The following is a 26,841-nucleotide window of genomic DNA, read 5'->3' on the forward strand; positions in this document are numbered from 1 at the left end:
TAGCCGGAACGTCGTCATGTCACACAGACATGATTATGTCTGTGTGACATGACGGCTCCAACAAGTAATGCTCCCGCGACGTCCAAACGGGCTGGCACACTCAACCCCATGGCGATCATTCCAGTCCGGATGGTGCTTGCCGTGGTAGCCGGCGCGGTGATGCCGCTGCTGCTGGTCTCGGGCTGCACCAGTGGCACGTCACCAGCGGCTTCGGTCTCGGCTGGCGACGGCAGCGAGCAAGTCGTCGCCGACGAGGTCCGGTATCTACAGATCCGCGGCGACGCCCGAGTCACCGTACTGGACGCCAACGTGATCTTGGAGGTTCGACTGGCCTCGCCGACGCCCGTAGGCGACGACCAGGCGGCGGCCCTTCCCCTGGCATCGGCACGGGTCACCAATCACGCACTGGACCTGGTCCGCGCCGCCTGACAGGTACGTCAGGTGGTGATGAGGTCTCGTGCGTCCTGGCAGAATCGGCGGACGGCGGGCGTACGCCGATATGGCCGCAAGGTGTCGACCAGATTGCGGACATGCTTGATACACCTGGCGGAGGTGACCTGGCCGGTGAGGGTTTGCACCGCCTGGTCGCCAAGGGCGATCGCCCTGTCCAACTCGGGCTGCTCCTGCTGAACGTACGTGGTGGCGAGCAGCGCGTTGCGCAGCGCGCCCTCGCGGGTGTACTCGTCGGCCTGTAGCCGCAGCGCGGTCCGCAGATGGTCACGGGCCCGCGCCCAGTCTTCGAGCTTGACGTAGCAGTAGCCGGCCTGAGCGTGGGCCTGTGCCTCGTTGATCCAGTAGGACCAGTCGGGATCGCCATGTTCCGGCCGATTGTCGCTGAACCGATCGAACGCGTTGTCGAGCGCGCGGCGGGTGTCGGTCTCCGAACGGTTGTTGGCGTACGCCTCGGCCGCCCGCAGGTCGAGGATCACCGGGACCTTTGGACTGGTGGCGGGGTATGTGGCTCGGGCGGTCTCGGCCAGGGTTGGAATAGCTGCGCTCCCCCAGGACACCGACCACGGTGCGCAGGTGTTGGCGGACCAGCCCCAGTGTTTGACCACTGCCGAGATGGTCGTCCATGCGCCTCAGGCTGGCGGTGATCGCGTCCAAGTGGTCGACGACCTCGCCGACCAACCGACGGCCGGTGGTCGACGCGACGTCCTGCGGAGATTCAGCGAGCATCCACTCGTGCGCCGGTGCGGTCAGTCCGGAGCCGAGCAGGGCGAGGAACGTCCGTCGATGCATCATTCCCTCAGGTTCGTTCACCACCTCAGCCGCCTGCAAGGCCCCCGTTGAGGACCAGGGCAGATGCAGACCGACAGCGGCAGAAACGGCCTCACATCCATCGTCCGGCCACCCCAGCTCATCGAGGCTCACCGTTCGTTGCAACTGCTCGGACAGCAGCACCGTGGTCAACAGCGGCCAAGGGCTACGGGGAACCTATGTCATCGGGTAACTACGGCACGGAACCGCACCAATAGGCACCACTCGCACCCACCCACACCAAAGCCTGAGTCGGATCAAATGGACGCATCGGATCGGCGATATCCATCCCGGTCGAGTCCAGGTGGCCGGCGGCCGGGACGCGGCAACGTCCCGGCCTTCGGCTGCTCAGGAGGTGAGGGTGCTCGTGGCTTCGATGACCGTGTCGGTTGTGCTCGGTGGGCTGGTGCCGGGTTTTCTGCTCGGGCTGTTCGCGTTCAAGGTGAAGGCGCGGTGGTGCCCGCGCTGCGGGGAGTCCACCGACGCCACGCCGTCGGTGGAGCGGGGCTGATGAACCGCCCGCACCGGCGCGACCACAATGCCGTACCACTCGGCCGGCGGGTGGCCGAGCTACGGGCCCGCCGGGCCATGAGCCAACAAGCCTTCGCCGACCGGCTCGGCCAGTCGAAGAGCTGGGTCGACAAGGTCGAACGCGGCGTACGGAAACTCGACCGCTACTCCGTGATCCGCGAGATCGCCGACGTCCTGCGCCTCGACCCGGCAGTCCTGCTCGGCTCCCGCCAACCGTCGCCCACCACGACACCGGGCCCGGGCGGGATCGATGCCAGCGATGAACGCGCTACCGCTCACCGACGCGTGGACCAGCCACGACGCCGGGCGATGACCCACGGGGAAAAACCCCGACTCACGTCGGCACTATATCTTGCTCGGCACGATATAGTGCCGACATGAGTTCTCGGGCGATGAGCGAACCTGCCTTCTTCATCCTCACCGCGTTGGTCGACGCTCCCCGTCACGGGTACGGCATCGTCGCGGAGACGGCCGAGCTGTCCCAGGGCCGGGTACGGCTGAAGATCGGCTCGCTCTACGGGGCCCTGGACCGGCTCGTCGGGGAAGGGCTGGTCGAAGTGGACCGCGAGGAGGCTTGGCAGGGACGGCTACGCCGGTACTACCGGCTGACCGAGCAAGGCCGCCAAGCCCTCGACGCGGAGGCCCGCCGACTGACCGCCAACGCGCGCCTCGCCTCGACCCGACTGGTCAACTCCCGGCGACCTGTCACGGGGGAATCCTCGTGAGCCGCCTGGAGGAGCGCTACCTCCGGGTGCTGCGCCTGCTGCCCGCCGCCTACCGGCAGGAATGGGAAGACGAGATGGTGGCCGCCTTCCTGGAGAGCATGAACACCGGCGATCCGGAGACCGACGAATATCTCGCGGACCATGGCCGGCCGAGCCTGTCGGAGGTCGCCAGCGTCCTGTCCCTCGCCCTCCGGCTGCGGCTCGGCGGGGTCGGCGCGGAACCCCGTGCGTACGCCTGGGGGCAGGCCGTGCGACTGGCGACACTGATGGGGGTGCTGGCCAACGCCGTGCTCGCCACCGCCGGCATCGCCGTCATGCTGTGGCAGGCCGGGCGGATCGCCTGGCTGCCGGCACCGGCACCGGAGTTGATGCTCACTCTGCCCGAGCAGAGTTGGAGCACCGCCTGGCACCTCGCCGGCTATGCCTGGCTGCCGGCCTACCTCGCGCTCGTCCTGGGGCATCGGCGGGTGGCCCAGGCGGTCGCCCTGATCGCCGTCGTGCCACCGGTCATCACCGGCGTGATCGCGGCCGCCGGTGACTCGCCACTGACCGTGGCGCCCTGGGCGATGCGGGTGACCGACATCGTGCTGCTGCTCGCCATGTCGGCCTTCCGCTCCGACACCCCTGCGGTGCCGCGCCGCCCCTGGCTCCTCGCGCTACCGGTCGGCATCCTCCTCGTCCCGGTGCCGCTGTTCATCGCCCAGGCCACCACCCCGGCGCTTCAGCTGCTGGACTGGCCGGGCCTGGCCTGCGCGGTGGTCGCCGCCGCGCTCGCGGTCCACCTGGCAGGTGGCGCGATCCGCCGTACGCCCCGTGCCGTGTCCTGGTCGCTGGCGTTCAGCCTGCTCGCCACGGCAACGCTCGTCACGCGGATCGCGACCCTGATCGACTACCGCAACCAGGTGCAGCACGCCACCCTGACCACGATCGGGGCGATCGAAGTGATCGCCGTGGCAGCCGTCGGCGTACCGGTGGCCGTACTCGCCGCCCGAGGCCTCAGAGCAACCAACCCTCAGTGACGCGAGCGGCTCGCGGGGCGGCCGGTGGCCGACCGACCGCCCGGGCGCTCCGGTCAGCGGCTGTTCGCGAGGTCGGTGCAGTCGGTCTCGTCGGGCAGCAGCGGCCGCAGGGTGACCGTCCACCGCTTGCCGTCCGAGGCCCACGGGGTCAGCGCGTTGGCGCTCGCGGCGGCGGTCAGCAGATCCCGCGCCTGCTCGCCGGTGACCGTCACACAACCGACCCCCAGGTCCTTGCCGAGATCCGCGCCGGGCAGCGCCGGCCCGGGCCAGGCCACCTCGGGCTGCTCGCCGAGTTCGGCGTTGGCGACCCACGGCTCGGCGACCGCCGCCACGACGGTGGGCGCGTACGCCTGTGCACCGGCGTGTGCCGCAGCGAGCGGGCCGGAATCGCTGGTCAACGACTCGGCGAACTCGCGCAGCTTCTCTCGGGCCGCCCGCTGGTCAGCGGTCAGGCCCTGCTCGGCGGCGGGGTCGCCGCCAGCGGGCACGGTCAGGGCATCCACCTCCAGCTCCGCCACGCCGTCGACGCCGAAGACGGTGAACCGGGTCGACGGGACGTCGGCGACCGGCGGGGTGCCGAGGTCGCTCACCGTACCCACCCCGGCGGCGCGGGCCAGCTCGACCAGCTTCTCCACATCTGCGGCGCTGATCGTGCCGAGCTGGAGGTTGGGCAGCGCCGGGCCGGGAAAGGCCAGAGTCGTCGGCCCCTCGGTGATCACGCGTCCATCGCCGTAGACGCTGATCCCGGGCAGGCGGGCCGCTCGCATGGCCGGGGTCACGAACCCGCCCACGTGATCCATCCGGAACACCAGGGTGTCGGCGGAGTAGGACATCTCGGCCGCGCCGGAATCTCCGGCACCGCCGGCGCCGGCCTGCTGGCCGCAGGCCGACGCCGTCAACATCAGCAGGGGCACGAGGGCCAGCCACCGGCTTCGGGAAGTTCTCATGCCGCTTCGACGTACGTGGACGGGACTTGGTTGCATCGGTGGGGGTCGCCCGGCCGGGCGACCCCCACCACGGGTGTTACTCGAACAGGGACAGGGTCAGCGTCGAGGAGTACTCACCGGCCGCGACATCCGCCGGCGTACGCAGGAACAGATCCGCGTCCACCGCGTACTCGCCACCGGCCACCGCACCCGAGTCGTACGTGGAGACCAGCAGCTCCTGGTCGACCAGACCCACGTTGTTGCCCGGCTGCGTCGGCTCGTCGACGACGGTCACGACCTCCTCGCCCTCGGCCACCAGACCGGTGTCACCACCGTCGAGCAGCCGCGGCCGCCAGCCCAGGTGCCCGGCGCCGATCGGCTCCTGACCGGCCGCACCGACGAAGTCGGACGCCGAACCCAGCACCGCCCACGCCGCACCCGCCGGCACCTCGTCCTCCGTCCGGGTGTCCGTCACCGTCACCGTCGGCAGAACACCCACGAACTGACGCACCAGCAACGTCGACCCGTCCTCCGACAGGGCCACCGAATCACCCGCCACCGACAGGGCCAACACCCCCGGCTCCCGGATCTCCTCGATGTCGACCGTCACCGACACATCGGCGTTGCCGTCCGGGTCGGCCGACGCCGGCGACGCCACCGCCACCGACCCGGCGACCATCGCGCCCGCGGCCGCCGCCGCGAACAGGCGCTTGCGATTACTCGTTCTCATTCCCACGCTCCGTAGTCATTGTTGATTGTTGGACACAGGGCAGGTCAGCCGGCGCAGTTCAGGCCGGAGTAGTCGGCGGTGAAGAGGCTCGTCACGTCCCGACCGTCGATCGAACCGCTGGCGCGTACGGTCGCCGAACCGGCCTCGACCGCGCCCGTACGGGTGGCGAACTGCTGGAAGGCGTTCGCACCCGGGGCCACGCTCATCACCGACCGCTCGCCGTACGCGGTCCGCAGGACGATGTCCAGCGGCGCGTCGTGGGCGTTGCGGGCCTGCACGGCGACGTACGCCTTGCCGGCGACGCAGCGCACCTGCGCGCTGACCTCGACGGGCAGCACGGTGGCCGACCCGGCTTCGAAGGCCCAGGTGTCGAGCTCGAACAGATCCTCGCCCTGCGGCCCGGAGTAGGTGAAGTACACGTCGTGCACTCCGCTGACGCCGTCGAGCTGGGCGCTCAGCTCCGTCCACTCACCGAGCGGCGCGTCGACCTGGATGGTCCCGACGACCGGCCCGGTGAGCTCGTCGAGCCGAACCTCGATCTTCCCGCCGGCCACGAGCGGACGCACCTTCGCCGTCACGCTGCCGGCACCCTCGCCGAAGTTCACCGACGACAGCGCGGTCCAGTCGCCGTTGTCGATGTCGCGGACCACCAGGTTCGGCGCGGTGGCGCCGAACTGGGGCGACCCGCCGTCGATCTTCGCGGTCGCGATGCCCTTGCTCCAGCCGAACGTCTCCGCCTCGAAGACCCGGAACGGGTCGAAGTCGCGGACCTGCTCGACGCCGGCGTAGGTGCCGACGACCTGCTGGATGGTGCCGTCCGGGTTGAAGGCCAGTTCCTGGATGTGCGGGCTGCGGTAGCCCTGGGTGTTGTTGCCGGTGATCCGCTTGTTCAGCGTCGGGGCGTGGTACGTGAAGTAGTACTTGCCCTCGTACTCGAACGCCGACTGGTGGTTGTTGCCCCCGGTGCCGCTGCCGAAGAACTGCGACTGGTTCGGGAACAGCACGCCCGCGTAGGTCTCCTTCGACCAGGACATCGGGTCGTCGGAGATCATGTAGCCGATCTGGCCACCCTCGGGGTAGCCGGGCAGCCGCGTCTGGTTGCCGCCGAAGTCGTTGCCGCCGAAGTGCGACGAGTACGAGAGGTAGTACTTGCCCTCGCGCTTGAACACCTGGGCCGCCTCGAAGGCCACCGGGGCGTCCACGACCGCCGACGTGCCCTCGGTCGACACCATGTCGTCACCGAGCTTGATCACCCGCAGGTTCTTCGGGTTGTTGAAGCGCTCGGCCGGCGGCATGCTGGTCGACGCGGGACCGCCACCGTAGTAGAGGTACGCTTCGCCGTCGTCGTCCGTCAGCGGGGCCGGGTCGAACTTCCAGGCCACACCCTCGGAGCCGGGGGTACGGCCGTCGATCAGCGTGCTGGTGCGCTCGCTGGTCCACGGGCCGAGCGGGGAGGCACCCGTGATCACGTTGCTGGACCCGCCGCCGTTGGCGTAGTAGAGGAAGAACTTCTCCTCACCGTTCACGACCTTCTTGGCCATGCCGGGCGCCCACGAGTTGCCGGTGAACGGCGCCACGCCGTTCGGGCCGGCGACCTGGATCTCACCGTGGTCCGTCCAGTTCACCATGTCCGTGGTGGAGATCAGGGTGATCTGGTTGATGTGGCCGTAGTTGATGCCGGGCGAGATCCCGGTGACCGGGTCGGGCTGGTACCCCTGGGTGTCGTTGGTCATGTACATGTACACCCGGCCGTCGTGTACGAAGCCGTACCCGTCGGCGCCGAACTTGTGCCCGATCAACGGGTTGTGCTCGCCGGGCAGCTTGCCGACGACCTCGATGGTCCGCGAGGGCGGCGGAGGCGGCGCAGCGCCGACCACGGACACGGCGTCGAGCTTGAAGTCCATCAGGTGGAGGTTCGGGTTCGCGGACGGGTCACTCGTCCACGGCGTCTCGAAGAAGAGCCGGGCCATCGTCACGTTCTGCCCGGCGGGAATGGTGAACTGGCCGTTGAAGTGGGCCCACTGCCCCCTGGTCGCCGTCACACTGACCAGGTTGGTGTAGGTGCCTCCGCCGTAGTGCATGGTGGCGAAGAACTCCTTGGTCGCGGGGCTCTCCGGGTTCTCGTACTTGATCCGGGCGGTGAGGGCGTAGGTCTTCCCGGCCTGCACCTTGCCGGAGAGGTCCTGCATCGGGCCGGAACCGGTCGTCTGCCGGTCGGTCACCAGCGCGGCGCTCGAACCGGCGTGGGCGTCCGTCGTCAGCGACAGCGTCGCACCGTCGGTGGCGTTGCCGTTGTTGACGAACCAGCCGTCAAGGCCGTTCTCGAATCCACCGTTGACGATGAGTTCGGTCTCGGCGGCCTGACCGGGCGCCGCCGTCACGGCGAGCCCGGCGGCCACCATGGCGCCGGCCGTCGCGATCGCGCCGACCCGTCGCCGGGTCAAGCTTCGGAAGCGATGTATCACTGAGCAACCTCCTTGGGGGTGTGGGTTGGCGATTACCGGACCTGCCGGGGCCCGCAGTCGATCGCGGGGTACTCGGCGGTGCGGACGGTGGTGACATCGCGGCCGTCGACGGTTCCGGTGACCCGGACCGTGGCCGAGCCGGCCTCGACTCCGGCGGCACGCGTGGTGAACTGCTGGTACGCGTTCGCGCCCGGCGCCACGTTCGCCACCGAACGTTCGCCGTACGCGGTCTGGAGGGTGATCTCCACGGGCGCGTCGTGGTCGTTGCGCGCCTGCACCGCGACGTACGCCGTGCCGGTCACGCACCGGGCCTGCACAGTGACCGTGACGGGCAGCTCGGACGCGCTCCTGAGCACGCCGAGCCGGGCCAACTGGTAGCTGAGTGCCCGCTCCGGCGCGTCGATCTGGTTCTGCGTACCGAACTCGCCGGCCCGCGCCGCCGTCGCGTCGGCGAGCGCGGCCCGCATCGCCGCCCAGGCGTCCGCCGGGTGGTCGGACTCGTGCAGCGTGCGTGCGTACGCGATGGCCGCGTCGAGTTCACCGGTGTCCAGCGGCTGGCCCTGCGCGGTCAGCGTGTCGCTGAGCAGGTAGTGGTCGAAGTCGACGTGCCCGCCCTTCTGCTGCGTGGCGTAGTTGAATAGACCGACCCGGTGCCCCATGAAGTGCGAGAGGCTGCCGTCCAGGGTCTGCGGGCCGACCCGGTTGCCCAGCTGCGTCCAGGTCAGCCCGTCCAGGCTGTAGTAGAACGTCGTCCAGAGCTGGCCGACCGGCGAGGCGAAGTCGAGATCCGCCTTCAGGTGCACCTCGGTCGCGTCGCCCAGCGACACCGTCGTGCCGGGCAGGAAGTTCTCCAGCGTCGCCTGGTCGAGGTCGACCGCGAAGGGCTGCCCGCGGTTGACCACGCCGAGGGTGTTCACCCCACCGGCCCGCTTGACCGCCACGTACGAGAAGCCCCGGTTGTAGGCGGCCAGACCCGCGACGTCGCCGTCCTTCATCGCGGAGATGTCCATCTTGGTTTCCGCCGACTGCCGTGGTCCGAACGTACGCTGCGAGAGCGTGTTGCGGGCCTCCTCGAACCAGGCCAGCTCGGCCCGGTTGGAGAGCTTGGTGTAGACGTACTCACCGGTGACCACCTTGCCGGTGGTCAGCCGCAGCCAGCCCTCGCGGTCGGTCAGCGACCAGTAGCGGTTGTCCGGGGCGTGGTTCCACTCCCAGGCCATGTCCAGTCGCGAACCGTTGGGCTTGATCTCGCCCTCGGTCGGGTGCTCGCTGGTGAGCGGCTGCCCCACGATCGAGACGTCGTCGATCAGGTACTCCACGCTGGAGGAGGGCGGCTGCGGGTTGGCCCACGGCGTCTCCACCGCGAACTTGAAGTTGTTCAGGTTGGCCGTGGCCGGGACGGTGTACCGGCCGGTGACGGTCGTCCACTCCCCGACCGGCACGTTCGCGAAGGTCATCACCTGCACACCCGAGCCCCAGTCAGCGGCGAGGTTGAACCGCACGCTGCTCGGACCCGAGGTGTACTTGATCTTCGCCGAGACGGTGTAGGTCACGCCGTGCTGCATCTTGCCGTTGAGAACCTGGTTCGGGCCGGAGCCGTTGAGCGTGCGGTCGCTGACCTTCAGCGCCGCCGATCCGCCGGCCGGGTCGGTCGAGTCCAGCGCCAGCGTCGCGCCGAACTGCGCGGCCCAGGGCGAGAGCGCCCCGGCCTCGAACCCGGAATTCTCCAACAGCTCCACGCCGATCAGCGACTCGTCGATGTCGGGTGCCGCCGGGATCGTCCACTCCTCGTCCATGTACGCCTTGTGCGGGGCGTCGTTGGCGAAGTCGTCCGAGACGACGATGCCCTTCTGACGCTCGTACCGCTCCTGCGCCGGGCTGAGCCGGATCGGCTTGTCGAACAGCCCCTCCACCGGCACCACGCCGTCGGTGCCGAAGGTCGGCCACCCGTCGCGCCAGGTCGCCGGGATGAGCGCCGGGATGCGCCCGATCGGGAACGTGTCGCGGAAGAACATGCCGTACCAGTCGGTGCCGCCGCCGGAGCGCGAGATGGGCACCAGACTGCCCTGGGCGAAGCCGTTGGAGTTGAGCACGCCGCGCGCCTCGTAGGTGTTCACACCGCCGGGCGAGGTGTAGCGGCCGAGCAGCTCGGGTGAGCGGAGCATGACCACCTGGCGGCCCTGGCCGGACGGCCAGGTGATGACGACCACGTAGTAGTAGCCGTCGATGTAGTAGAACTGGGCGCCCTCGAAGAGCCCGCCGATGAAGGGCTGGCCGGCGTAGTTGTTGGCGCCGAAGACGTTCGGGTAGTCCTGCACGATGGCGGTCAGGTCGGCGTTGAGCCGCACCGCGCTGATGTTTCCGTTGCCGTGGAAGATGTACGGCGTACCGTCGTGGTCGAAGAAGAGCGACGGGTCGTGCAGCCCGCGGCCGAGGGCCGTACGCTGCCAGGTGCCGTTCTCGATGTCGTCGGTGCGGTAGATGTACGCGCCGCCGAGGTTGTTGGTGTTGAAGGCGACGTAGAACATGCCCTCGTGGTAGCGCAGGGACGAGGCCCACTGGCCCTGGCCGTACGAGTTCTGGCCGTTGCGCAGGGAGAACGAGTCGCCGATGCTCGCCCGGTCGAAGACGTAGTTGACGATCTCCCAGTTGACCAGGTCGTAGGACTTCATGATCGGGGCACCCGGGCTCAGGTGCATCGTCGTACTGATCATGTAGTAGATGTCGCGGCCTTCGTCGTTCTCCGCGGCCGGCACCCGTTCCACGCCGATGTCCGGCACGTCGGCGCGCAGCAGCGGCACCGAGTACCGGCCGTCTCCCCGGTCCGTCGAGGTGTAGGCCGCCCGGGGTGACCACTCGTCGGCCGGCGGCGCCGCACCCGCGGTGGCGTGCGCCGCGCCGCCGGTGGCCGCGACGCCGGCGCAGAGGAGCGCGCCGACCGTGGTGAGCGAGATCGCACGGCGGGGCAGGCTCAGCACGGCGATAAATCGTTTCAGCGCGCCGGTGACTGCCGGTAAACCGGCTGACCGGCGAGCCGGCCTGGCCCCGGGGGGCGGATCGAAGGCGGCAGCGATGGGCACCTGCATGGCGAACTCCAAACGCGAGTGCTGCGGGGCCCCCTATGTTGTTAGCGTTAACATGGCTCGTCAAGACCTCGTCCGATATATCCATCTAACGAAACGCCGATTGTCCGATGCGAGCGCTCCCACGCATTCGCCTCAGGACAGGTCGATCGTGTACTGCACGGTGTGGACCGTCCCGTCGACCTGAAAGTCGAGGAACGCCCGGTACCGGCCGACGCTCGGCGCGGTCAACCAGAACGTGACCACCCCGTCGGCAAGTTCCGGCTCCGGGTGCACGTGCACGTAGCCGAGGTCGCCCTCGCGTACCACGACCAGGTGTCCGTACGCACCCAGGTAGGGTTCCGGCCGCACCGGCCCGGAGTCTCCGGTGCGCCCGACCCGGAAGGTGATCGGTGCGCTCACCCCGACCGTGGGCGTACCGGCCATCGTCACCGTGTACGGCCCGACCGTGGCCTGCGGCTGCACCGGCGGGAGCGCGGCCGGGGTGTATCCACCCGGTACGTGGTGGTCGACGCCCAGCACCAACGGCAGTTGGGTGCCGTCGGGAGCGATGACGGAGAAGTCGGCGTAGACGCGGTAGCCGCCGGGGCGGGCCAGTTCCAGCGGAACGCTCCAGGTGCCGTCGGCAGCCATGCTCGGATGCAGGTGCTGGTAGCCGCCCAGGTCGCGACCCACCACGATGAGGTGCAGCGGCTTCTCGTGGACGATCGCGAAGCGGGTCGCCGGCTGCCGATCGGCACCGACGATCCGGAACCGGTAGTCCGCTCGTACGCCCGGCTGCTGGGACCGCTGCACCGGTTGCAGGGTGTACCCGGCAGCGCTGACCCACGCTCCGGCCGCCTGCGCCTGATCCGGGCCGTCACCCGGATGCGTGTGCGCTCCGGTGCCCGGCGCGTGCCGGTGCCCATCCCCCGCCGACGCCGCGGACCCGCCGGCGAGTTGGCCACTCGCGGCGCTCGGCCGCGTACCGCTGACGCCGGATCGCTCGCCCGCGCCGAGCCGGCCGAGCCCGAAGCCGGCCAGCAGCGCGACCACCAGCCCGCCCACGAGCAGCGCGAGACGCGGGTTGCTCAGCCGCGCGGCGGCCGCCGGAGCAACATCGTGCACCGCGGACACATCGGCAGCCGCCCGGCGCGAGGTGTCGGTGCGGCCCGGCGAGCCGGTGCGGCCCGGCGAGCCCGCGCGGCCCGGAGTGCCGGTGCGGCCCGGCGTGCGGCTCTTCCGGGCGCCCGGGCGAGAGCGGGTGTCGGGGCGGCGTGCGGTTTTTCTCGAAGCCCGGGCCCGGCCGAACACTGCGCCCACGGCGGCCGGGTGCCGTCGCCAGGCGACGAGACCGACCAGCGCCAGCATGATCGCCACCGCTCCGGCGGCCCAGGCCCAGCCGGGTGGTCCGTTGTCTTCGACGGCCGGCATCGGGACGGCCACTGCCGGCGACGCAGATCCGGAGGGTGCGGCGGGGGGCTGCGAGGCTTGCCCGTCGTGCCCGTGCTGCTCGGCCGCGGCCACCAGCGCCGGGTCCGGCTGGTTGGTCGGCGGGCTCCACCCCTGCGGCGCGGCGGTCACCGGTCCCGTGTAGCGGAAGCTCATCGTGCCCCGCACCGGTTCGCCGTCCGAGGCCACCGACAGGTAGCTCACCGTGTACCGCCCCACCGCCGGCAGATGCGCCACGGTCACGACCGCGGGGAAGCCGGTCGTGTACTCGCGCGGCTCGAACTTGCCGTCGACCAGGAAGTACTCCCGTACCGGCTGGTCCAGTTGTCGGGGGGTGCCGTGCGTCCAGCCGTTGTCGACCCGGCCGCCGCCGGGCGCGGCGATCGCGAAGAACGCGGTGGGGACCACCTGCTCGGTGAAGTAGAGCTGCACCGCCGTGAGCGGCTCGGACACCGTGGCGTTCGCCGCCGGTGTGGACATCGCCAGCCCGCCGTGGGCCGACGCGGGCGAGGCGAATCCGAGAAGGCCGATCGCCGCGACGAGGATCAGCGCGAGCAGACCCGACACGGAACGCCAGGGGCGCGGAGGGAGACGACGCATCGGATCATCCTCCCGAGGATGCGACTTCGGGCAAGAGGCAGCAATCTTTTTATGCAGATGGCAAAAGTGATGGCGCCACATGACTCGACATCGATGCCAGCGGCCCCCTACGGGCTGGCTTCCGGCAAGGGATGTCAGCATGGCGGCATGGATATCTACGAGGACGCCCGGACCGTGTCGCGGGCGGATCTGGCCGCGTGGTTGCGGCAGGTGGCCAGCCAGTTGGAGACCGGGCAGGTCTTCTACGGCGCCGCGGGCACCATCGCGGTGGCCGACCAGGTGCACTGCGAGCTGGAGATCGAGCAGGAGGGCAAGGACGAGTTCTCGATCGAGATCGAGTTTTCCTGGGTCAACCCCAAGGCCGCCGCGCCGGCCGAGCCCGCCGAGGAGGCGGAGAAGGCCGACGAGGCCGGGTCGGCGGAGACCGACGCGGACGAGGAGCCGGCGGCGGCCCTCCCTGCGGCTTGACATCCTCTCCGCCTCTCCGGCGGAGCACGTTGATGGCCGCGTTCACGTCCCGGTCGTGGGCCGCCCAGCAGGGCAGTCCCACGACCGGACGTCTCCGGGGAAGGTTTTGGGAAAAACTCCTGGTCGGGTGTTTAGTGAGTCCGGCGATAGGGCGGTGGCGACGAGGCGAGTCCTGGCCCGTGCAGCGACCGGCCGATCAGCCTGAGGCGCTTCATCCGGCGTCGTCGCGCAGGATGCCGCAACTCGTGCTCTTCGCACGAGATGCCGCAACTCGCGGCCTCAGCAGGCCCCGACACCCCGACATACCGCAACTCGTGCCGCTCACCCGACCGGATACCCCGACCTGCCGCAACCCGCGCCCACCCGATCGGCCCGAACACCCCAACATGCCGCAACCCGCGCCACCCATTACCCCAGGCACAGCCGCACCAGGCCCGGACCCACCTCACTCCCACCACCTATCGCCGGACTCTCGTGAGCACAGCTCCGGCTCTGGCGGGCGGACCGCTCGCGCTCGGAGCGGTCAGCGCAGCCGGCGGCGCTCGCGGAGCCAGTCCCGGCAGGCCCGGGTGTTGAGGGCCCAGAGCACCCAGGCCAGCAGCGCGAGACCGACGCAGGTGATCGCCCCGAAGAGGCCGAGCGAGGCCGCGGCCAGCAGACCCGCCAGGGCGTACGCGCAATAGGGTGCCCAGGGCCGGCGGCCGACCAGGCCGAGCGCCACCATCGCGCTGGCCACCGCCATGATGGAGAAGAAGACGGGGGCGCCGAACGAGCCGCCCTTGGTCAGCAGGCGGTGCGCCACCGCCAGCGTGAAGATCAGCGACAACAGCGTGAAGGCGAGCACGGTGAGCCGGAGCGGGGTGGGCATCGCGGGATGTCGGAACACGTCCCCGTCGCCGCCGCCGGGGGCGCGTACGACCATACGGACAACCATGGGCGTCTACCTTCGCCGCACGGGTGGCACTGTCGCCAAGACGACACTTGCACGCCGGCGCCCGACCGGTTCCCCGACCCACTTGCACTAATTCAAACGATGACGGTCAATGAATGGAGCCGATCGGACACGGGGAGTGCACATGCCTGTCACGGGGAGAGCCCGCCGCCTGCTCGCCGCCGCCACGGTCGCGGCCCTGGCCGGCGCGGCGGTCGTCGCCGAACCGGTCTGGGCCGGCATCCGACAGCCACACGTCGAGAATCCGTACGCCGGAGTGACCGGGTACGTCGATCCGCAGTGGCGGGACCGGGCGGAGAGCGTTCCGGGCGGCCACCGGGTGTCGAACACCCCGACCGGCGTCTGGCTGAACCGGGTGAGCCAGATCTCCGGCGAGCCCGGCGAGCTGGGCCTACGGGCCCACCTGGACGCCGCGTTGGCGCAGCGCGCCGGGTACGTGCAGGTGGTGCTGAACAACCTTCCCGCCCGGGACTGCGCCAGGCTCTCCCCGGGCGGGGAGTTCGCGATCGGCGAGGTGCGCCGCTACCAGCGGGAGTTCATCGATTCGATCGTGGCCATCGAGCGTGACCCGAGGTACCGACGGTTGCGCATCATCAACGTGATCGAGCCCAACGCGGTGCCGCAGCTGATCACCAGCATCGGCCTCAGCTCGCGATGCGAGAGCGTGGCGCGCAGCGGCGACCACGTCACCGGCATCCGGTACGCGCTGGACAGGCTGGGGCGGTACTCGAACCTCTACACCTACCTCGGCTCAGGTCACCACGCGGAGCTGGGCTGGGACGAATCCCGATCGGCCGGGGTGCGCCTGATCACGGAGATCGTCCGCGGCAGTCGAGCCGGCCTGCGTGGCCTCGACGGCGTCATCGTCAACACCGCCGGGTACGGCGCGCTGGTCGAGCCGTACTTCGGCGTGGGCACCACCATCAACGGGGTGTCGGCTCGACAGACCCGATGGGTGGACTGGAACACCTTCGTCGATGAGTTGCCGTACGCGCAGCAGTTGCGGCAGGAGTTGGTCGCGGCCGGGTTCCCGGCGGACATCGGGGTGCTGATCGACACCTCCCGCAACGGATGGGGCGGCCCGCGCCGGCCGACCGGCCCGAGCACCGCGCGGGAGCTGAACACCTTTGTCGAACAGTCCCGCGTCGACCGGCGCACGGCGGCGGTGAACTGGTGCAACCAGGCCGGTGCCGGTCTCGGTGAGCGCCCGACCGTGGCACCGCAGCCGGGCGTCGACGCATACGTCTGGATGAAGCCGCCCGGCGTCTCCGACGGCGCCAGCGATCCGGCGCAGGCCGCCGACCCGCGCAGCGGTTTCGATCCCAAGTGCGACCCGGACCACCGGCCGGCGACCGGCTCCGGGTGGCCGCCCACCGACGCGCTGCGGGGGGCACCACCGGTCGGCGCCTGGTTCCCCGCGCAGTTCGCCGAGCTCATGGCGAACGCTCATCCTCCGCTGTCGGCGGCCTGATCCGGGCCGGGGCGGTGGACGGTGGTGAGGTCGGCCAGCCCGGAGATGGTGAGCAGGGGTTCCAGCAGCGGAGTGACGACGAGCTGAATGCACTCGGCATGCGGGAACAGGGCGGCCAGCCCGGCGCTGTCGAGGTACTCCACCGCAGTGAGGTCGACCACGAGGTGCACACCCTCAGGGTCCACGGCGTCGGCCAACGCGGCGGCGAAGATGGCGGCGTTGCTCATGTCGATCTCGCCGGTCGCGGTCAGGACCGGCGTACCGTCGGGACGCCGGCTGGTGGCGAGGGAAAGCGGGGTGCTCATCCGTTGATCCTTGCCTGCATGTCGACGGTGGTGCCGGCGGTGCCGGCGGTGACGGTGATGGTGTCCATCAGGGCACGCATGAGGACGAGCCCACGGCCGCGGTGCGTGTTGGCCGCCGGCTGCGGAGGGCGCCAGCGGCCCGTGTCGGTGACGCTCAACCGCAGGTCGTCCGCGGTGGCGGCGGCCCGCAGCCGGATCCGTCCGCCGGGTGAGTCGCGGTTGCCGTGCTCGATGGCGTTGGCGCAGGCCTCGCCGGCGGCCACCAGGACGTCGTACGCGTTCGCCGGCGCCAGTCCGCAGCGGTCGAGCCAGTTGCGCAGCGCGGTGCGGACCGGGGCCAGGTGGGTGGATTCGGCGGGGAACTCCAGTTCCAGCGGCCCGGGATGGCGGTAGAGGAGCAGGGCCACGTCGTCGTCGTAGCCGCCCTCGGGGGCCATCTGGTCCATCAGGTCGGTGGCCAGGGTCTCGATGGGCGTGGCGCGTCCGCTCTGGATGGCGGCGGCGGCGTGCGCGATGCCGGAGCTCAGGGGTTGGCGGCGGCGTTCCACCAGACCGTCGGTGTACAGCAGGAGGGTGGCCCGGGCGGGCACAACGCAGTCGGCCTCGGGCCGGTCGAGACCCGGACGGACGGCGAGCGGACGGGACCGCCCCTGGTCGAGCAGGTGGATGGTGCCGTCGGGATGAGCGATGACCGCCGGCGGATGGCCGGCGCTGGAATAGCGCAGCTCGCCGGTGAAGAGGTCGAGGACACCACAGAAGACGGTGGCGCAGGCGGCGCCGGGCAGCTGGGCGGCGAAGCGGTCGAGCGCCATCAGGGTCTGGCCGGGCCGGGAGTCCTGTAGCAGCAGCGCCCGGCAGGCGCTGCGCAGCTGACCCATGACGGTGGCGGCCTGCAGGCCGTGGCCCACACAGTCCCCGACCACGATGCCGATCCGCCCGTCGGGCAGTTCGACGGTGTCGTACCAGTCACCGCCGACCTTCAGCGGGCGGGCGGCGGGCGCGTAGCGTACGGCGAAGCCGGCGGGTAGCTGCGCGGGACCGAGGATGGCCCGTTGCAGCGCCAGGGCCGTCTCGCGTTGCTGGTCGATCTGGTGCACCCGGTGCAGGCCCTGACCGAGGTGGCCGGCCAGCAGGGCCAGCAGGGTCTGGTCCTGGTCGGTGAAGGGCCGCTTCTCCCCCAGGTCGATCCAGACGACCATGGTGCCGTGCGGGTGCTCCACCGCGATGCCGGCCCCGCCGGCCTGATCGGCGACCGGGGTGAGCAGTGGCCGGTCCCGCAGGGCGGTGATACCACGACGCCGCTGTTCGGGTAGCGCGTCCCAGCGCAGCCGTGGATCGGTGGCGGTGATGACGGGGGCGTGGGCGCCGTCGAACACGGCGGCCATCACCCCGGCGGCACGCCAGAGCTTGCGCAGTTCGTCCAGGACCCCGTGCAGGGCGTCGGTCAGGTCATCCGCCTGCGACAGGCGCACGCTCAGCGCCGCCAGGGCGGTCTCGCGCTGGACGGCGTAGTGCTCGGCGGTCACATCTCGGAAGGTACCGACGACCATCCGGCGGCCGGTGTCGGGGTCGTCGACCTGGTTGAAGGCGGCGGCGACCCACAGCCGGTGCCCGTCGGCATGGGTGACGGGCACCGTGTAGCTGCCGTGCGACTGCCCGAGCAGCACCTCGAACGCCTCGACCACCCGGCGGTGCGCCTCCGGCTCCCGCTCCCGGTCCGGCCACCACGGCTGGACCGGACCGCTACGCAGATCCTCCGGCCCGTACCCGAGAATGTCGGTGAACGCCGCGTTGATCTCGATGACCGTACCGTCCTCGTCGCAGACGAAGAACGCCTCCTGCAGCGAGTCGACCAGCGCGGTGCGCCAGCGGGCGTGGTGGTTGCGCAGCCGTGCCAGCTCCACGTTCGCCCGTACCCTGGCCAGCAGCTCCGCCGCCGAGAAGGGCTTCACCAGGTAGTCGTCGGCACCTGCCTCCAGCCCCTCGATGGAGGCCTCCTGGCCGGCGCGGGCCGACAACAGCAGCACGGGGGTGCCCGCCGTTCGCGAGTCGGCGCGCAGAGCGGCGACCAGCCGCAGGCCGTCCAGCCGGGGCATCATCACGTCGCTGATCACGAGGTCAGGGACCTCGGTGCGGGCGATCTCGAGGGCCTGCTGCCCGTCGGCGGCGGCGTCCACCAGATGGCCGGCGCCGCGCAGCAGGCGGATGAGGTATTCCCGCATGTCGGCGTTGTCGTCGGCGACGAGCACCCGGGCCGGCGTACCGGCGCGGCGGTGCCCGAAGCGGAACTCCTCACCGGCGGACGGGTCGGGTTCCACCCCGGTCGCGGGCTCCGCCACCTCGGGCAGCCAGCGCTGGGCCTCCTGAACGAACGGTTCGGCGGAGGTGGACACCTCCGTCGTGCTGGTGACGGCGGGAACCACTGCGGTGGCGGGCAGGTGCGCGCTGCCGAAAGGCAGGCGGATCGTGAACACCGTGCCCTCACCGAGGGCGCTGTCGGCGGTGATGGTGCCGCCGTGCAGCCCGACGAGTTCCTTGACCAGGGCCAGGCCGATCCCACTGCCCTCGTTCGACCGCGCCTGGACGTTCTCGATCCGGTGGAACCGCTCGAACAGTCGCGGCATCTCCTGCTCAGGCACGCCGACGCCGGTGTCCGCGATCCGCACCACCGCCTGCCCGTCCTCGGTGCGTACCGTCACCCGCACCGAGCCGTGGAAGGTGAACTTGAGCGCGTTGCTGAGCAGGTTGAGCACCACCTTCTCCCACATGCCCCGGTCGATGTGGACCGGCTCGGGCAGTGGCGGGCAGTCCACCTCGAAGGTCAGTCCGGCGCGTTCCATCGAGGAGCGGAAGACGCTGACCAGGTCGGCGGTGGCGGCGGCCAGGTCGACCGGCTCGTAGCGCGCCTGCATCCGGCCGGCTTCGATGCGGGAGAAGTCCAGCAGGCTGTTGACCAGTTTGCCCAGTCGCAGCCCGTTGCGCCGGATGACCTCCAGTTCCTCCTGCACCGACCGCTCGGCGCCGTGCAGCCGGATACGCAGCTCCTCCAGCGGGCCCATGATCAACGCCAGCGGGGTGCGGAACTCGTGGCTGATGTTGGAGAAGAAGGCGGTCTTGGCCCGGTCCAGCTCGGCCAGCTCCTCCGCCCGCCGCTGCTGCGCCTGGTAGCTGCGGGCGCTGGCGATTCCCGTCGCGACATGCCCGGCCGCCAGCTCGACGAAGCCGTGGTAGTCGTCGTCGAGCGCCCGGTAGCGGTTCATTCCGGCCACCAGGAACCCGTACGGCGTACCGCCCTGTCGCGGCAGCGGCACCAGCAACGCCTCGGTGGGCGGCTCCGGCCAGCCCCCCGTCGGCAGTTCCGGGACCGTCGCACCGTCGAGCGCCACCCGCACCGACTCGCCCTCCAGCAGCCGCCCCGCCGGCCACAGCGCACCCGGCTCCGTGCTCGACAGCGTCCTCGGGGCAGCGGGGTGACCGGCCGTGATGCCGGTGGCCGCGGCGAGCCGGGCCCGGCCGTCCTCCTCGAACAAATAGGTCAACGTGAACGGCAGGTCCCGCCGGTTGCGGTTCAACTGCCGCTCCGCGAAGGCGAGCATCTCCTGTTCCGTACGCACCACGCTGGGGTCGGAGCCGAGATCCCGCAGCGTCGCCATCCGGCGCTCGCCGATCACCTGGTCGGTGTCCTCCCGGACCACACAGAGCATGCCGACCAACGCGCCGCCGTCGTTGCGCAGCGGGCTGTAGGAGAACGTGTGGTACGTCTCCTCCCGGTATCCGGACCGTTGCAGGAACAGCAGCAGGGCCTCGTCCCAGGTCGCCTGTCCCGTGGTCAGCACGGTGTCGATGCGCGGACCGATGTCGTCCCAGATCTCCGCCCACACCTGGCTCGCCGGGCGGCCCAACGCCCACGGATACTTGCGGCCCAGGGTGTCGCGACGGTAGGCGGCGTTGCAGAAGAAGGTCAGCTCCGGTCCCCAGGCCATCCACATGGCGAACCGGGACGACAGCAGGATGCGGACCGCCGTCTGGAGGCTCTGCGGCCAGCCGGCCGGTGCTCCCAGCGGCGTCGCCGCCCAGTCCACCCGGGCGAGATCACGACCGATCTCCTCGTCGATGGCGAACACGTCGGCATCGACGCGCGGCTGACGGTCACCACTGCTCATCGCGTGGACGTCTCCTCACCCTGGTCCCGGTGGGCTACCCGCTTTCCGCCTGCAAAATACGTTGCCCGAGCCTTCGCGGCATCTTGGCCCTCGGGCGGGACCGTTCCCGCGGGATGGGCCGCGCTGGCGCACCCTGTCGGCACGGCACGTGGCGGTGGTCCGGCCCGGTCGAGGCGCTCGACCACTGGCCCCGGGTCGTTCGTGGACGCAGGAGAACGCCGGCGCGGCGACGGGTGAGCGTCGTGGCATCATCTGGCCATGCCGCACGTGCTCGACTCGTCACGCACCGCACCGTCCGGCCGCCGGCCCGAGTTCGCGCGCACCGAACCGGACGGGTTCGGTGCGCTGCTGCGCCGACACCGCACCGACTGCGGCCTGACGATCGACGAGCTGGCCGCCGCCTCGGGGGTCAGCGTCCGAGCGATCAGCGACATGGAGCGCGGACGTAGCCGGGTGCCGCAACGGCGTACCGTCGAGGCGCTGGTCCGGGCGCTGGAGCTGCCGGCCGGCGCGGCCACCACCCTGCGCGACAGCGCCCGTGCCGGGCGGCGCGGCGGGCCGACGACGCCGGCGCTGGCACCGCCGCGTACCGTCGCCGACTTCACCGGTCGGCACGACGAACTGATCTGGGTGGGCGACCTCGTCGCCCGCAGCGCCGAACCCGCCGACCGGCAGGGCGCGCCGGTGGTCGCGGTCGTCTCCGGGCCGCCCGGGCTGGGCAAGACCGCGCTCATGGTGCAGGCAGCGGCCCGGTACGCCGCGTCGTTTCCGGACGGTGTGCTCTTCGTCGACCTGCGCGGCCTGGACGCCGAGCCGCCCCGCCCGGACGATCTGCTGCTCCGCCTGCTGATCGCGCTCGGTGTGCAGGAGAGCCGGGTGCCGGCCGACCAGCACGCCCGCGGCGCCCAGTACCGTGCCCTGTTGCGCGAGCAGCGCTGTCTGCTGCTGCTCGACAACGCCGCCGACGAGGCCCAGGTCCGCCCCCTGCTGCCGGGCGACGGCAGCACCATGACGATCATCACCAGTCGACGCGCCCTGGCCGGGCTGGAGGCGGTCGACCGGCTCACCCTGCCGGCCCTGACCGCTGATGCGGCGGTCGCCCTGCTGCAACGGATCATCGGACCGCGACGCACGGCTGCGGAGCCGGAGGCGATGCTGCTCGATCTCGCGCGCGCCTGCGGGCATCTGCCGTTGGCACTGCGGATCGCCGGCAACCGCCTGCTCAGCCGACCGGAATGGAGCATCGAGTACCTGCTCTCCCGGCTGGCCGACCAGGACGACCGACTCGACCTGCTGGTCGCCGGGGACCTCCAGATCGCGGCGCCGTTCATGCTCTCCTACCGGCAGCTGTCCGCCGCTGCGGCGCAGACCTTCCGGCGGCTGGCGATGCTCCCCGGGCCGGACGCGGGTCTGGAGCTGGCCGCGCAGGCGGCCGGGCTGGACCTGCGGGAGACCGAGGCGGCGCTGGAGGAACTGGCCGAACTCGGCCTGCTCCAACCGGCCACCGACGGTCGCTACCGGTTCCATGACCTGATGCGGCTCTTCGCCCGGGCCCGACTGGCCGCCGAGGAGACCGCGGTGGCGCGGCAACAGGTCGAACAGCGGGTGGTCACCTGGCTGCTCGCCACCGCGGTCGCCGCCGGACGCTGGTTCGAGCCGGCGTATGCCGGCGCGCCCGTTTCCGGACCGTCCCCGTCAGACGGTCGGTCCTGGGCGACGGCGCAGGACGCCGCCCGCTGGATCGAGCAGGAGAGCGACCACTGGTTGGGCGCGCTGCGGGCGGCCGTCGCCGCCGGCCGGCACACCGAGGTGCTGACCGTCGCGGACGCCATGCACTGGTTCTCCGACCGGTGGACGCACTGGGAACACTGGCTGGAGGTGTACCGCATGTCGGCGGCCTCGGCCGAGGTGCTCGGCGACCCACGCGAGCGGGCGGTCCACCTGAACTATCTCTCCTGGGCGTACACCACCTGCGCCCACCGTCCCGACCTGGCCGAGGCGCCGGCCCGGGAGGCACTGCGGCTGGCCGCCGTCGCGGGCGACCTCAGCCAACAGGGCTGGGCCTGGACCTACCTCGGATCGGCGGCCCGGCGGCGGGGCGACGCCGCCGGGGCCCAGACGGCAGCCGGGCAGTCGCTGCCGCTGTTCGAGGCCGCCGCGGACTGGGACGGGTACGCGCAGGGATTGGCCCTGCTGGCCGGCAGCCTCGCCGGCGCCGGCCAGCACCGGGAGGCCATCGCGCAGTACCGGCGGCTCAACGCGCTGCTGGCCGACCCGGACCGGGCACCGTCCCCGCTGGTCGGTGAGGTGACCGCCGGGCACGTACACCTGAACATCGGGCAGAGCCTGCTGGCGCTGCGGCGGTGGACAGCCGCAGCGGCGAGGTTCCGGGCCGCGCTGCCCCGGCTGCAACGATCGGGCGTACGCCAGAGCGAGGCGCGCTGCCGCTACGGGCTGGGTAGCGCGCTCGCCCGGTTGGGTCACACGGACGAAGCCCGCACCGAACTGCGCCGGGCGGTCCGCATCGCGCGCCACGTCGGTCCGGCCGACCTGGTGGACGCGGCGCTGCACCGGCTCGCCGAGCTGCAACCTTTCGGTGGCCGTCGCGTGGGCTGAGATCGGTTCACGTGGCGAGCCGATCGGCGTTCTCGCCGGTGCCGGCAGACCGGCTGCGGTCAGGCTTCCTTGAGGTGGGCCAGGGCGGTGATGATGCGCTCGGCGATGCCCGGGGGCCAGGGAAATTTGCGTATGACGGCACGCTGGTGCGCCAGGCCGTGCAGACCGAGCCACAGCGCGACCGCGTCGCTCTCCACGTCGTCGCTGGTGGACTCGCCCGCTGCGACGCACTCACCGAGGACCTCGGTGAGGACAGCCAAGGCCTCGACGCCGAGGGAGTCCATCTCCTCCTGGGTGATCGAGCTCTCACCTACGGCGGGGGCGGCCCACAGGCCGCCGAGCATGATGCGGTAGCGCCCTGGGTGGGCCCGGGCCATGTCCAGGTAGGCGTGGCCGACGGCGAGTAGCCGCTGCCTGGCGTTGTGGCCTGCCGATTCGGCGGCCGTGCGCAGGCGCGCGGCGAGCAGGTCGAACTCCTGGTTGACCACGGCCAGCATGATGGCGGGCTGGTCAGGAAAGTGCGCGTAGATCGACGGCGCGGCGATGCCGATCCTGCGAGCGATCGAGCGCAGCGTGACAGCGTGCTCGTCGCCGGTTTCGTCGAGCAGAGCCGCCGCGGCGTTGACGATGTCGTCGCGGAGCTTGCCGCCTTCGCCGCGACGGTTACGCCTGCGGCCCGGTGTCGCTGCGTCCTCCGAATCGCCGATCTTCATGCCGTAACCATACGACAGAAAACTTACGACCGTCGCCCTTGTCGTCAAAGACTTACATGCGTTAGCTTAAAGCCGTGAGCAAACATGCTGAACCTTATGAGGGCGTTATCGGCAGTGACGCCGCCATTCAGGCCACCGAGATCGTGCTGCCCGGCGCGGTGGAACCGGACGGGTTGCAGGTCCGGGTCCGTGACCTGCCTGCTCCCGGGCAGGGACAGGTCGTGCTGCGCATGGAGGCCACCGGCGTGTCCTTCGCCGAGCAGCAGATGCGCCTCGGCACCTACTACGACCAGCCGCCGTACCCGTTCGTGCCGGGCTACGACGTCGTCGGAACAGTGGTCGCCACGGGCCCCGGTGTGGACCGCGCGCTGCAGGGTCGTCTGGTAGCCGCCGTCACCAAGATCGGCGGCTGGGCCAGCCACCTGCTTCTCGACGCCGGGGACCTGGTGCCGGTGCCAGACGGGGTGTCTGCCGCCGCTGCGGAAACCGTGCTCGTGAACGGAGTCACGGCCTGGCAGATGCTGCACCGCAAGGCGACGGTCGGCGCCGGTGGGATCGTCGTGGTGCTCGGGGCCAACGGCGGGGTCGGCTCCGCGCTCGTGCAACTCGCCCGGACCGCTGGGATGACGGTCATCGGCACAGCGTCGGCCAGGCACCACGACGCGGTACGCGAGCTGGGCGCCATCCCGGTCGATTACCGCGAGCCGGACATGTACCGGCGGATCCGCGAACTCGCCCCGAAGGGCGTGGACGCGGTGTTCGACCACGTCGGCGGCGCGGGACTTCCGCAGTCGTGGCGGTTGTTGCGGCGCGGCGGCACGCTGGTCAGCTACGGCGCGGCGTCGGCGAAGGGCCAGCCGGGCAACGCGCTGCTGGGAGTGCTGAAGCTCTTCACCCGAATCTTTGCGTGGAACTACCTACCGAACGGCAAGAGCGCCTACTTCTACAACTTCTGGGCCGGTAGGCGCCGCCTCGCCGCGTTCCAGGCCCGGCTGGCCGAAGACCTCACCCAGGTGTTGAGCATGGTCGCCGACGGCACGCTGACCCCGCAGATCGCCGCACAGGTCCCGCTCTCCCAGGTCGCAGCGGCCCTGGCGCTCGCCGAGTCACGGACCGTCATGGGCAAGGTCGTCATCGTCGCCGAGGCCTGACCAGAGCACGTCACCGAACATCAACCACTCCTGGAGAGAACCCACATGTACACCATTGCCACACCGGTGCGACCTGTGGCGTCGCGCGAGGTGGACAGCCGGCTCGGCTACCTCGTCTTCGCCCTGGCCTTCTTCCTCGGACACGGCTCGATCGCCCTGTCCCGGGGCGACGACCCCGCACTCGACCTGCCCACCTGGCTGCCTTACACCCTGCTCGCCATCGGAATCGTGTCCGGCGTGACGCTGAACATGATCGCCGGTGGTCGTGCCCAACACGGCGCGAGCGAATCCAGCCGACGTTCCGAGAAACTGGTCGGCACCATGTGGGTGACCGGCTTCGTCGCTCTGTTCCTCGCCATCAGCGGCCTGACCACCACCATCGACGACCCCACACTGCAGGACGCCCTGTGGCCCGCAGGCTCCGTCCTCGTCGTCGGCATGATCAACCTCGCCGAGGGCGCGGTACGCCGCAACACGCTGCACTACGGCCTCGGCACCTGGCTCACCCTGCTCGCCGCCGCCGCCCTATTCTTCACCCCCACCGGAATCTACGCAGCCCTCGCGATCGCCGGCGGAACCGGCTACCTGGTAGCCAGCCTCCTGGAACGCCGCCGCCTCGCCAACCTGCCCAGCTCATGAACACACCAGCCATCCTCGTCATCGGCACCACCGGAACCATCGGGTCCGGACTTCGGCAGACCTGACACCTCCTCGTTCGGGCCCTGTCGAGCTGAACCGTTTACGCCATCACCCGGGGTCGAGCGTCCGGCCGAGCGGGGCCACGCCTGGGGTGCCGCTCGCTGATGCTCTTCGCCGCGATTCGTTTGCGCTATCAGGTCGACAGGGCCGATCGATCCACCCATCTGCTCACTCGGGCCGGGCAGGCCCGGAGCTGGCTCGGGCCGGCGAGGCCAGCTACATACGGATCGCCTACGTCGTGACCGTCTGCTGCTGCGGGCATACTGGCCGTATGCGGCATGATGTGCACCGCCACGGCAGGACCGGTCGACCGACAGCCGAGACCCGCGATCCCCGCGACGTGGTGGCCACCTCACCGCCCACGGTCGACGGTCACCACGCTCTCGCCCGGCATCATCTCCTCGGCCGGCACCGCTTCGACGACGCCGCGCACCTGCTGGCGTTGCAGCGCGCGGTGGGCAACCGCGGCGTCGGCGAACTCCTCACCGCGCAGCGCATGAACCAGGGCCAGGGTCCGGGTCAGGGCCAGGCCGCTGGGCCGGGACAGGCACCCCCGGTCACCCTCACCGAGGTCGAACATCTTCAGGCCTACCACCAGACCACCACGAACCGGGAGGTCCGGGCTCTGCTCGACGAGCTGATCCCATATCTGCAACAGGTCGCGAACTGGACCCCGGGACCGGGCACGGGCGGCGGCCACACCCGCAATCTCGGCCCTGCTCAGGCGGGCGGGCCCAACCGGTACGCGATCAGCTACGCCGGCGACGGCACCGCCTCGGAGCGGATCGCCGTGCTGGTGCACGAGCTGACCCACGTGGCCGTCAACGAGTCCTACGACTCGGACATGCTCAACTACCCGGCGCCGCTACCGGCGAACTCGACCGCCACCAACGAGGCGGCCCGGCAGACCGAACGTGTCGGTGACATCGATCGGGACCAACTCAACGCGTTCCAGGCCCACGCCGTTCGCAGCGCGGCCGTTCTCCTGGAACTGCTGCCGGGCGCCGGGTTCAGGTCGGCCAGGATGCAGGAGGTGGCCAACAAGCTCAGCGGCCACACCGCCCAGAATCCGCTGCACGAGTACGACGCTGTCCTGAGCCACCTGCTGGTCTGGGCCGACCGCGACGGAATATCCCGCACCACGCCGTTCTACCAACGGTTGACCGAGATGGTGGCCGAGACCGCCGGGTGGCGGCAGGCCGGCCTGATCACCCCCACCGCCGCCCCCGACAGCCTCGACGACCAGCGGGACAGGGTCATGGGGGCGCGGCTGGCGATCCCGGCCCCGGCCCCGACCCCGACGCCGGCCGCGGGCACTGCGGGACCGGGCACCGCAGCGCCGGGCGCGGCTCAGCGCGGGATCCGGGAGCAGGCGAAGAGCACGCTCAGCAAACTGGCCGGGCGGTTTCCCAGGCGGGACTGACACCAACCGGCTGCAGCGGCGTTCGTGCCATCAACTGCCCCCGCACGGCCTACTCGTGCATCACCGGGCAGAGGGCGGCGGCAAGCAGCCGCCGCCCTCCTGACCGGTCC

20 protein-coding genes and 1 pseudogene are annotated in these 26,841 nt (G+C 70.8%); 11 read left to right on the forward strand and 10 right to left on the reverse strand.

Annotated features, from left to right (window positions below; translation table 11 throughout):
• Positions 1 to 108: 108 nt before the first annotated feature.
• Positions 109 to 429, forward strand: a complete 321-nt coding sequence (locus IEY61_RS20555; RefSeq protein ID WP_189046766.1) for a hypothetical protein — start codon at positions 109 to 111, stop codon at positions 427 to 429.
• Positions 430 to 437: 8 nt separating this feature from the next.
• Here IEY61_RS20555 and IEY61_RS20560 read toward each other — a convergent pair whose 3' ends face one another.
• On the reverse strand, positions 438 to 1,058 hold the full coding sequence (locus IEY61_RS20560; RefSeq protein ID WP_189046768.1) for an NsdA family TPR-like regulatory protein: 621 nt from the start codon (positions 1,056 to 1,058) through the stop codon (positions 438 to 440).
• 578 nt (positions 1,059 to 1,636) lie between these two features.
• Between IEY61_RS20560 and IEY61_RS31835 the strand changes: the two genes are divergently transcribed.
• From IEY61_RS31835 to IEY61_RS20575, 4 genes and pseudogenes are all read left to right on the forward strand, one after another.
• Positions 1,637 to 1,771: a hypothetical protein gene (locus tag IEY61_RS31835; RefSeq protein ID WP_268240667.1), complete on the forward strand. Its 135-nt coding sequence runs from the start codon at positions 1,637 to 1,639 to the stop codon at positions 1,769 to 1,771.
• Positions 1,771 to 1,995: pseudogene (locus tag IEY61_RS31330) on the forward strand (helix-turn-helix domain-containing protein); the annotation flags it as partial. The gene IEY61_RS31835 and the pseudogene IEY61_RS31330, both read left to right, overlap by 1 nt.
• Positions 1,996 to 2,168: 173 nt before the next feature.
• The gene (locus tag IEY61_RS20570; protein ID WP_229706210.1) at positions 2,169 to 2,516 is read left to right on the forward strand and encodes a PadR family transcriptional regulator; all 348 of its coding nucleotides are present in this window, start codon (positions 2,169 to 2,171) and stop codon (positions 2,514 to 2,516) included.
• On the forward strand, positions 2,513 to 3,535 hold the full coding sequence (locus IEY61_RS20575; protein WP_189046772.1) for a hypothetical protein: 1,023 nt from the start codon (positions 2,513 to 2,515) through the stop codon (positions 3,533 to 3,535). The genes IEY61_RS20570 and IEY61_RS20575 overlap by 4 nt, the downstream gene beginning before the upstream one ends.
• A 53-nt stretch (positions 3,536 to 3,588) precedes the next feature.
• Here IEY61_RS20575 and IEY61_RS20580 read toward each other — a convergent pair whose 3' ends face one another.
• The 5 genes from IEY61_RS20580 to IEY61_RS20600 all read right to left on the reverse strand — a co-directional run bounded on the left by IEY61_RS20580 (position 3,589) and on the right by IEY61_RS20600 (position 12,770).
• The gene (locus tag IEY61_RS20580; RefSeq protein ID WP_189046774.1) at positions 3,589 to 4,482 is read right to left on the reverse strand and encodes a hypothetical protein; all 894 of its coding nucleotides are present in this window, start codon (positions 4,480 to 4,482) and stop codon (positions 3,589 to 3,591) included.
• 76 nt (positions 4,483 to 4,558) lie between these two features.
• Entirely contained in the window at positions 4,559 to 5,191 is a 633-nt protein-coding gene (locus tag IEY61_RS20585; protein ID WP_189046776.1) for a hypothetical protein, read from the reverse strand.
• A 44-nt stretch (positions 5,192 to 5,235) separates the two neighbouring features.
• A complete protein-coding gene (locus tag IEY61_RS20590; protein ID WP_229706212.1) occupies positions 5,236 to 7,635 on the reverse strand; it encodes a family 43 glycosylhydrolase in 2,400 nt (799 codons plus the stop codon).
• Positions 7,636 to 7,688: 53 nt separating this feature from the next.
• Positions 7,689 to 10,634, reverse strand: a complete 2,946-nt coding sequence (locus tag IEY61_RS20595) for a beta-xylosidase family glycoside hydrolase (protein WP_229706213.1) — start codon at positions 10,632 to 10,634, stop codon at positions 7,689 to 7,691.
• Positions 10,635 to 10,874: 240 nt separating this feature from the next.
• Positions 10,875 to 12,770: a DUF8832 domain-containing protein gene (locus IEY61_RS20600; protein WP_189046780.1), complete on the reverse strand. Its 1,896-nt coding sequence runs from the start codon at positions 12,768 to 12,770 to the stop codon at positions 10,875 to 10,877.
• A gap of 147 nt (positions 12,771 to 12,917) precedes the next feature.
• Here IEY61_RS20600 and IEY61_RS20605 point away from each other — a divergent pair, with 147 nt between their 5' ends.
• Entirely contained in the window at positions 12,918 to 13,238 is a 321-nt protein-coding gene (locus tag IEY61_RS20605; RefSeq protein WP_189046782.1) for an amphi-Trp domain-containing protein, read from the forward strand.
• A gap of 523 nt (positions 13,239 to 13,761) precedes the next feature.
• On the opposite strand, the gene IEY61_RS20610 is transcribed toward IEY61_RS20605, so the two are convergent.
• On the reverse strand, positions 13,762 to 14,172 hold the full coding sequence (locus IEY61_RS20610) for a hypothetical protein (protein ID WP_229706215.1): 411 nt from the start codon (positions 14,170 to 14,172) through the stop codon (positions 13,762 to 13,764).
• A 142-nt stretch (positions 14,173 to 14,314) separates the two neighbouring features.
• On the opposite strand from IEY61_RS20610, the gene IEY61_RS20615 reads away from it, so the two are divergent.
• On the forward strand, positions 14,315 to 15,661 hold the full coding sequence (locus IEY61_RS20615) for a glycoside hydrolase family 6 protein (RefSeq protein ID WP_189046784.1): 1,347 nt from the start codon (positions 14,315 to 14,317) through the stop codon (positions 15,659 to 15,661).
• Here the strand turns inward: IEY61_RS20615 and IEY61_RS20620 are convergent.
• Together IEY61_RS20620 and IEY61_RS20625 are read right to left on the reverse strand one after the other, a co-directional pair.
• Positions 15,637 to 15,966, reverse strand: coding sequence for an STAS domain-containing protein (locus IEY61_RS20620; protein ID WP_189046786.1), 330 nt, complete (start codon positions 15,964 to 15,966; stop codon positions 15,637 to 15,639). The two genes, IEY61_RS20615 and IEY61_RS20620, sit on opposite strands and share 25 nt — an antisense overlap.
• Positions 15,963 to 20,129 (reverse strand): SpoIIE family protein phosphatase, encoded by a 4,167-nt coding sequence (locus IEY61_RS20625; protein ID WP_189046788.1) that lies wholly within the window; start codon positions 20,127 to 20,129, stop codon positions 15,963 to 15,965. Before IEY61_RS20625 ends, IEY61_RS20620 begins: the two co-directional genes overlap by 4 nt.
• Positions 20,130 to 20,387: 258 nt before the next feature.
• On the opposite strand from IEY61_RS20625, the gene IEY61_RS20630 reads away from it, so the two are divergent.
• Entirely contained in the window at positions 20,388 to 22,745 is a 2,358-nt protein-coding gene (locus IEY61_RS20630) for a helix-turn-helix domain-containing protein (RefSeq protein WP_189046791.1), read from the forward strand.
• Between the two features lie 59 nt (positions 22,746 to 22,804).
• On the opposite strand, the gene IEY61_RS20635 is transcribed toward IEY61_RS20630, so the two are convergent.
• Positions 22,805 to 23,458, reverse strand: a complete 654-nt coding sequence (locus IEY61_RS20635) for a TetR/AcrR family transcriptional regulator (protein ID WP_229706217.1) — start codon at positions 23,456 to 23,458, stop codon at positions 22,805 to 22,807.
• A gap of 74 nt (positions 23,459 to 23,532) precedes the next feature.
• Here IEY61_RS20635 and IEY61_RS20640 point away from each other — a divergent pair, with 74 nt between their 5' ends.
• The 3 genes from IEY61_RS20640 to IEY61_RS20650 all read left to right on the forward strand — a co-directional run bounded on the left by IEY61_RS20640 (position 23,533) and on the right by IEY61_RS20650 (position 26,731).
• The gene (locus tag IEY61_RS20640) at positions 23,533 to 24,609 is read left to right on the forward strand and encodes a medium chain dehydrogenase/reductase family protein (RefSeq protein WP_229706223.1); all 1,077 of its coding nucleotides are present in this window, start codon (positions 23,533 to 23,535) and stop codon (positions 24,607 to 24,609) included.
• A gap of 66 nt (positions 24,610 to 24,675) precedes the next feature.
• A complete protein-coding gene (locus IEY61_RS20645) occupies positions 24,676 to 25,248 on the forward strand; it encodes an ABC transporter permease (RefSeq protein WP_229706225.1) in 573 nt (190 codons plus the stop codon).
• Between the two features lie 331 nt (positions 25,249 to 25,579).
• Positions 25,580 to 26,731, forward strand: coding sequence for a hypothetical protein (locus tag IEY61_RS20650; protein ID WP_189046794.1), 1,152 nt, complete (start codon positions 25,580 to 25,582; stop codon positions 26,729 to 26,731).
• The last annotated feature ends 110 nt before the right edge of the window (positions 26,732 to 26,841 follow it).

The sequence above is a fragment of the Micromonospora sonchi genome (assembly GCF_014646235.1).
In the GTDB taxonomy this organism is placed as follows: domain Bacteria; phylum Actinomycetota; class Actinomycetes; order Mycobacteriales; family Micromonosporaceae; genus Micromonospora; species Micromonospora sonchi.

Excerpts from the sequence above, each read along its gene's own strand:
- IEY61_RS31835 (WP_268240667.1), top strand. The coding sequence starts at position 1,637 with ATGACCGTGTCGGTTGTGCTCGGTGGGCTGGTGCCGGGTTTTCTGCTC.
- IEY61_RS20610 (WP_229706215.1), bottom strand. The coding sequence starts at position 14,172 with ATGGTTGTCCGTATGGTCGTACGCGCCCCCGGCGGCGGCGACGGGGAC.
- IEY61_RS20570 (WP_229706210.1), top strand. The coding sequence starts at position 2,169 with ATGAGTTCTCGGGCGATGAGCGAACCTGCCTTCTTCATCCTCACCGCG.
- IEY61_RS20580 (WP_189046774.1), bottom strand. The coding sequence starts at position 4,482 with ATGAGAACTTCCCGAAGCCGGTGGCTGGCCCTCGTGCCCCTGCTGATG.
- IEY61_RS20585 (WP_189046776.1), bottom strand. The coding sequence starts at position 5,191 with ATGAGAACGAGTAATCGCAAGCGCCTGTTCGCGGCGGCGGCCGCGGGC.
- IEY61_RS20620 (WP_189046786.1), bottom strand. The coding sequence starts at position 15,966 with ATGAGCACCCCGCTTTCCCTCGCCACCAGCCGGCGTCCCGACGGTACG.
- IEY61_RS20605 (WP_189046782.1), top strand. The coding sequence starts at position 12,918 with ATGGATATCTACGAGGACGCCCGGACCGTGTCGCGGGCGGATCTGGCC.
- IEY61_RS20555 (WP_189046766.1), top strand. The coding sequence starts at position 109 with ATGGCGATCATTCCAGTCCGGATGGTGCTTGCCGTGGTAGCCGGCGCG.
- IEY61_RS20600 (WP_189046780.1), bottom strand. The coding sequence starts at position 12,770 with ATGCGTCGTCTCCCTCCGCGCCCCTGGCGTTCCGTGTCGGGTCTGCTC.
- IEY61_RS20650 (WP_189046794.1), top strand. The coding sequence starts at position 25,580 with ATGCGGCATGATGTGCACCGCCACGGCAGGACCGGTCGACCGACAGCC.
- IEY61_RS20630 (WP_189046791.1), top strand. The coding sequence starts at position 20,388 with ATGCCGCACGTGCTCGACTCGTCACGCACCGCACCGTCCGGCCGCCGG.
- IEY61_RS20635 (WP_229706217.1), bottom strand. The coding sequence starts at position 23,458 with ATGAAGATCGGCGATTCGGAGGACGCAGCGACACCGGGCCGCAGGCGT.
- IEY61_RS20625 (WP_189046788.1), bottom strand. The coding sequence starts at position 20,129 with ATGAGCAGTGGTGACCGTCAGCCGCGCGTCGATGCCGACGTGTTCGCC.
- IEY61_RS20615 (WP_189046784.1), top strand. The coding sequence starts at position 14,315 with ATGCCTGTCACGGGGAGAGCCCGCCGCCTGCTCGCCGCCGCCACGGTC.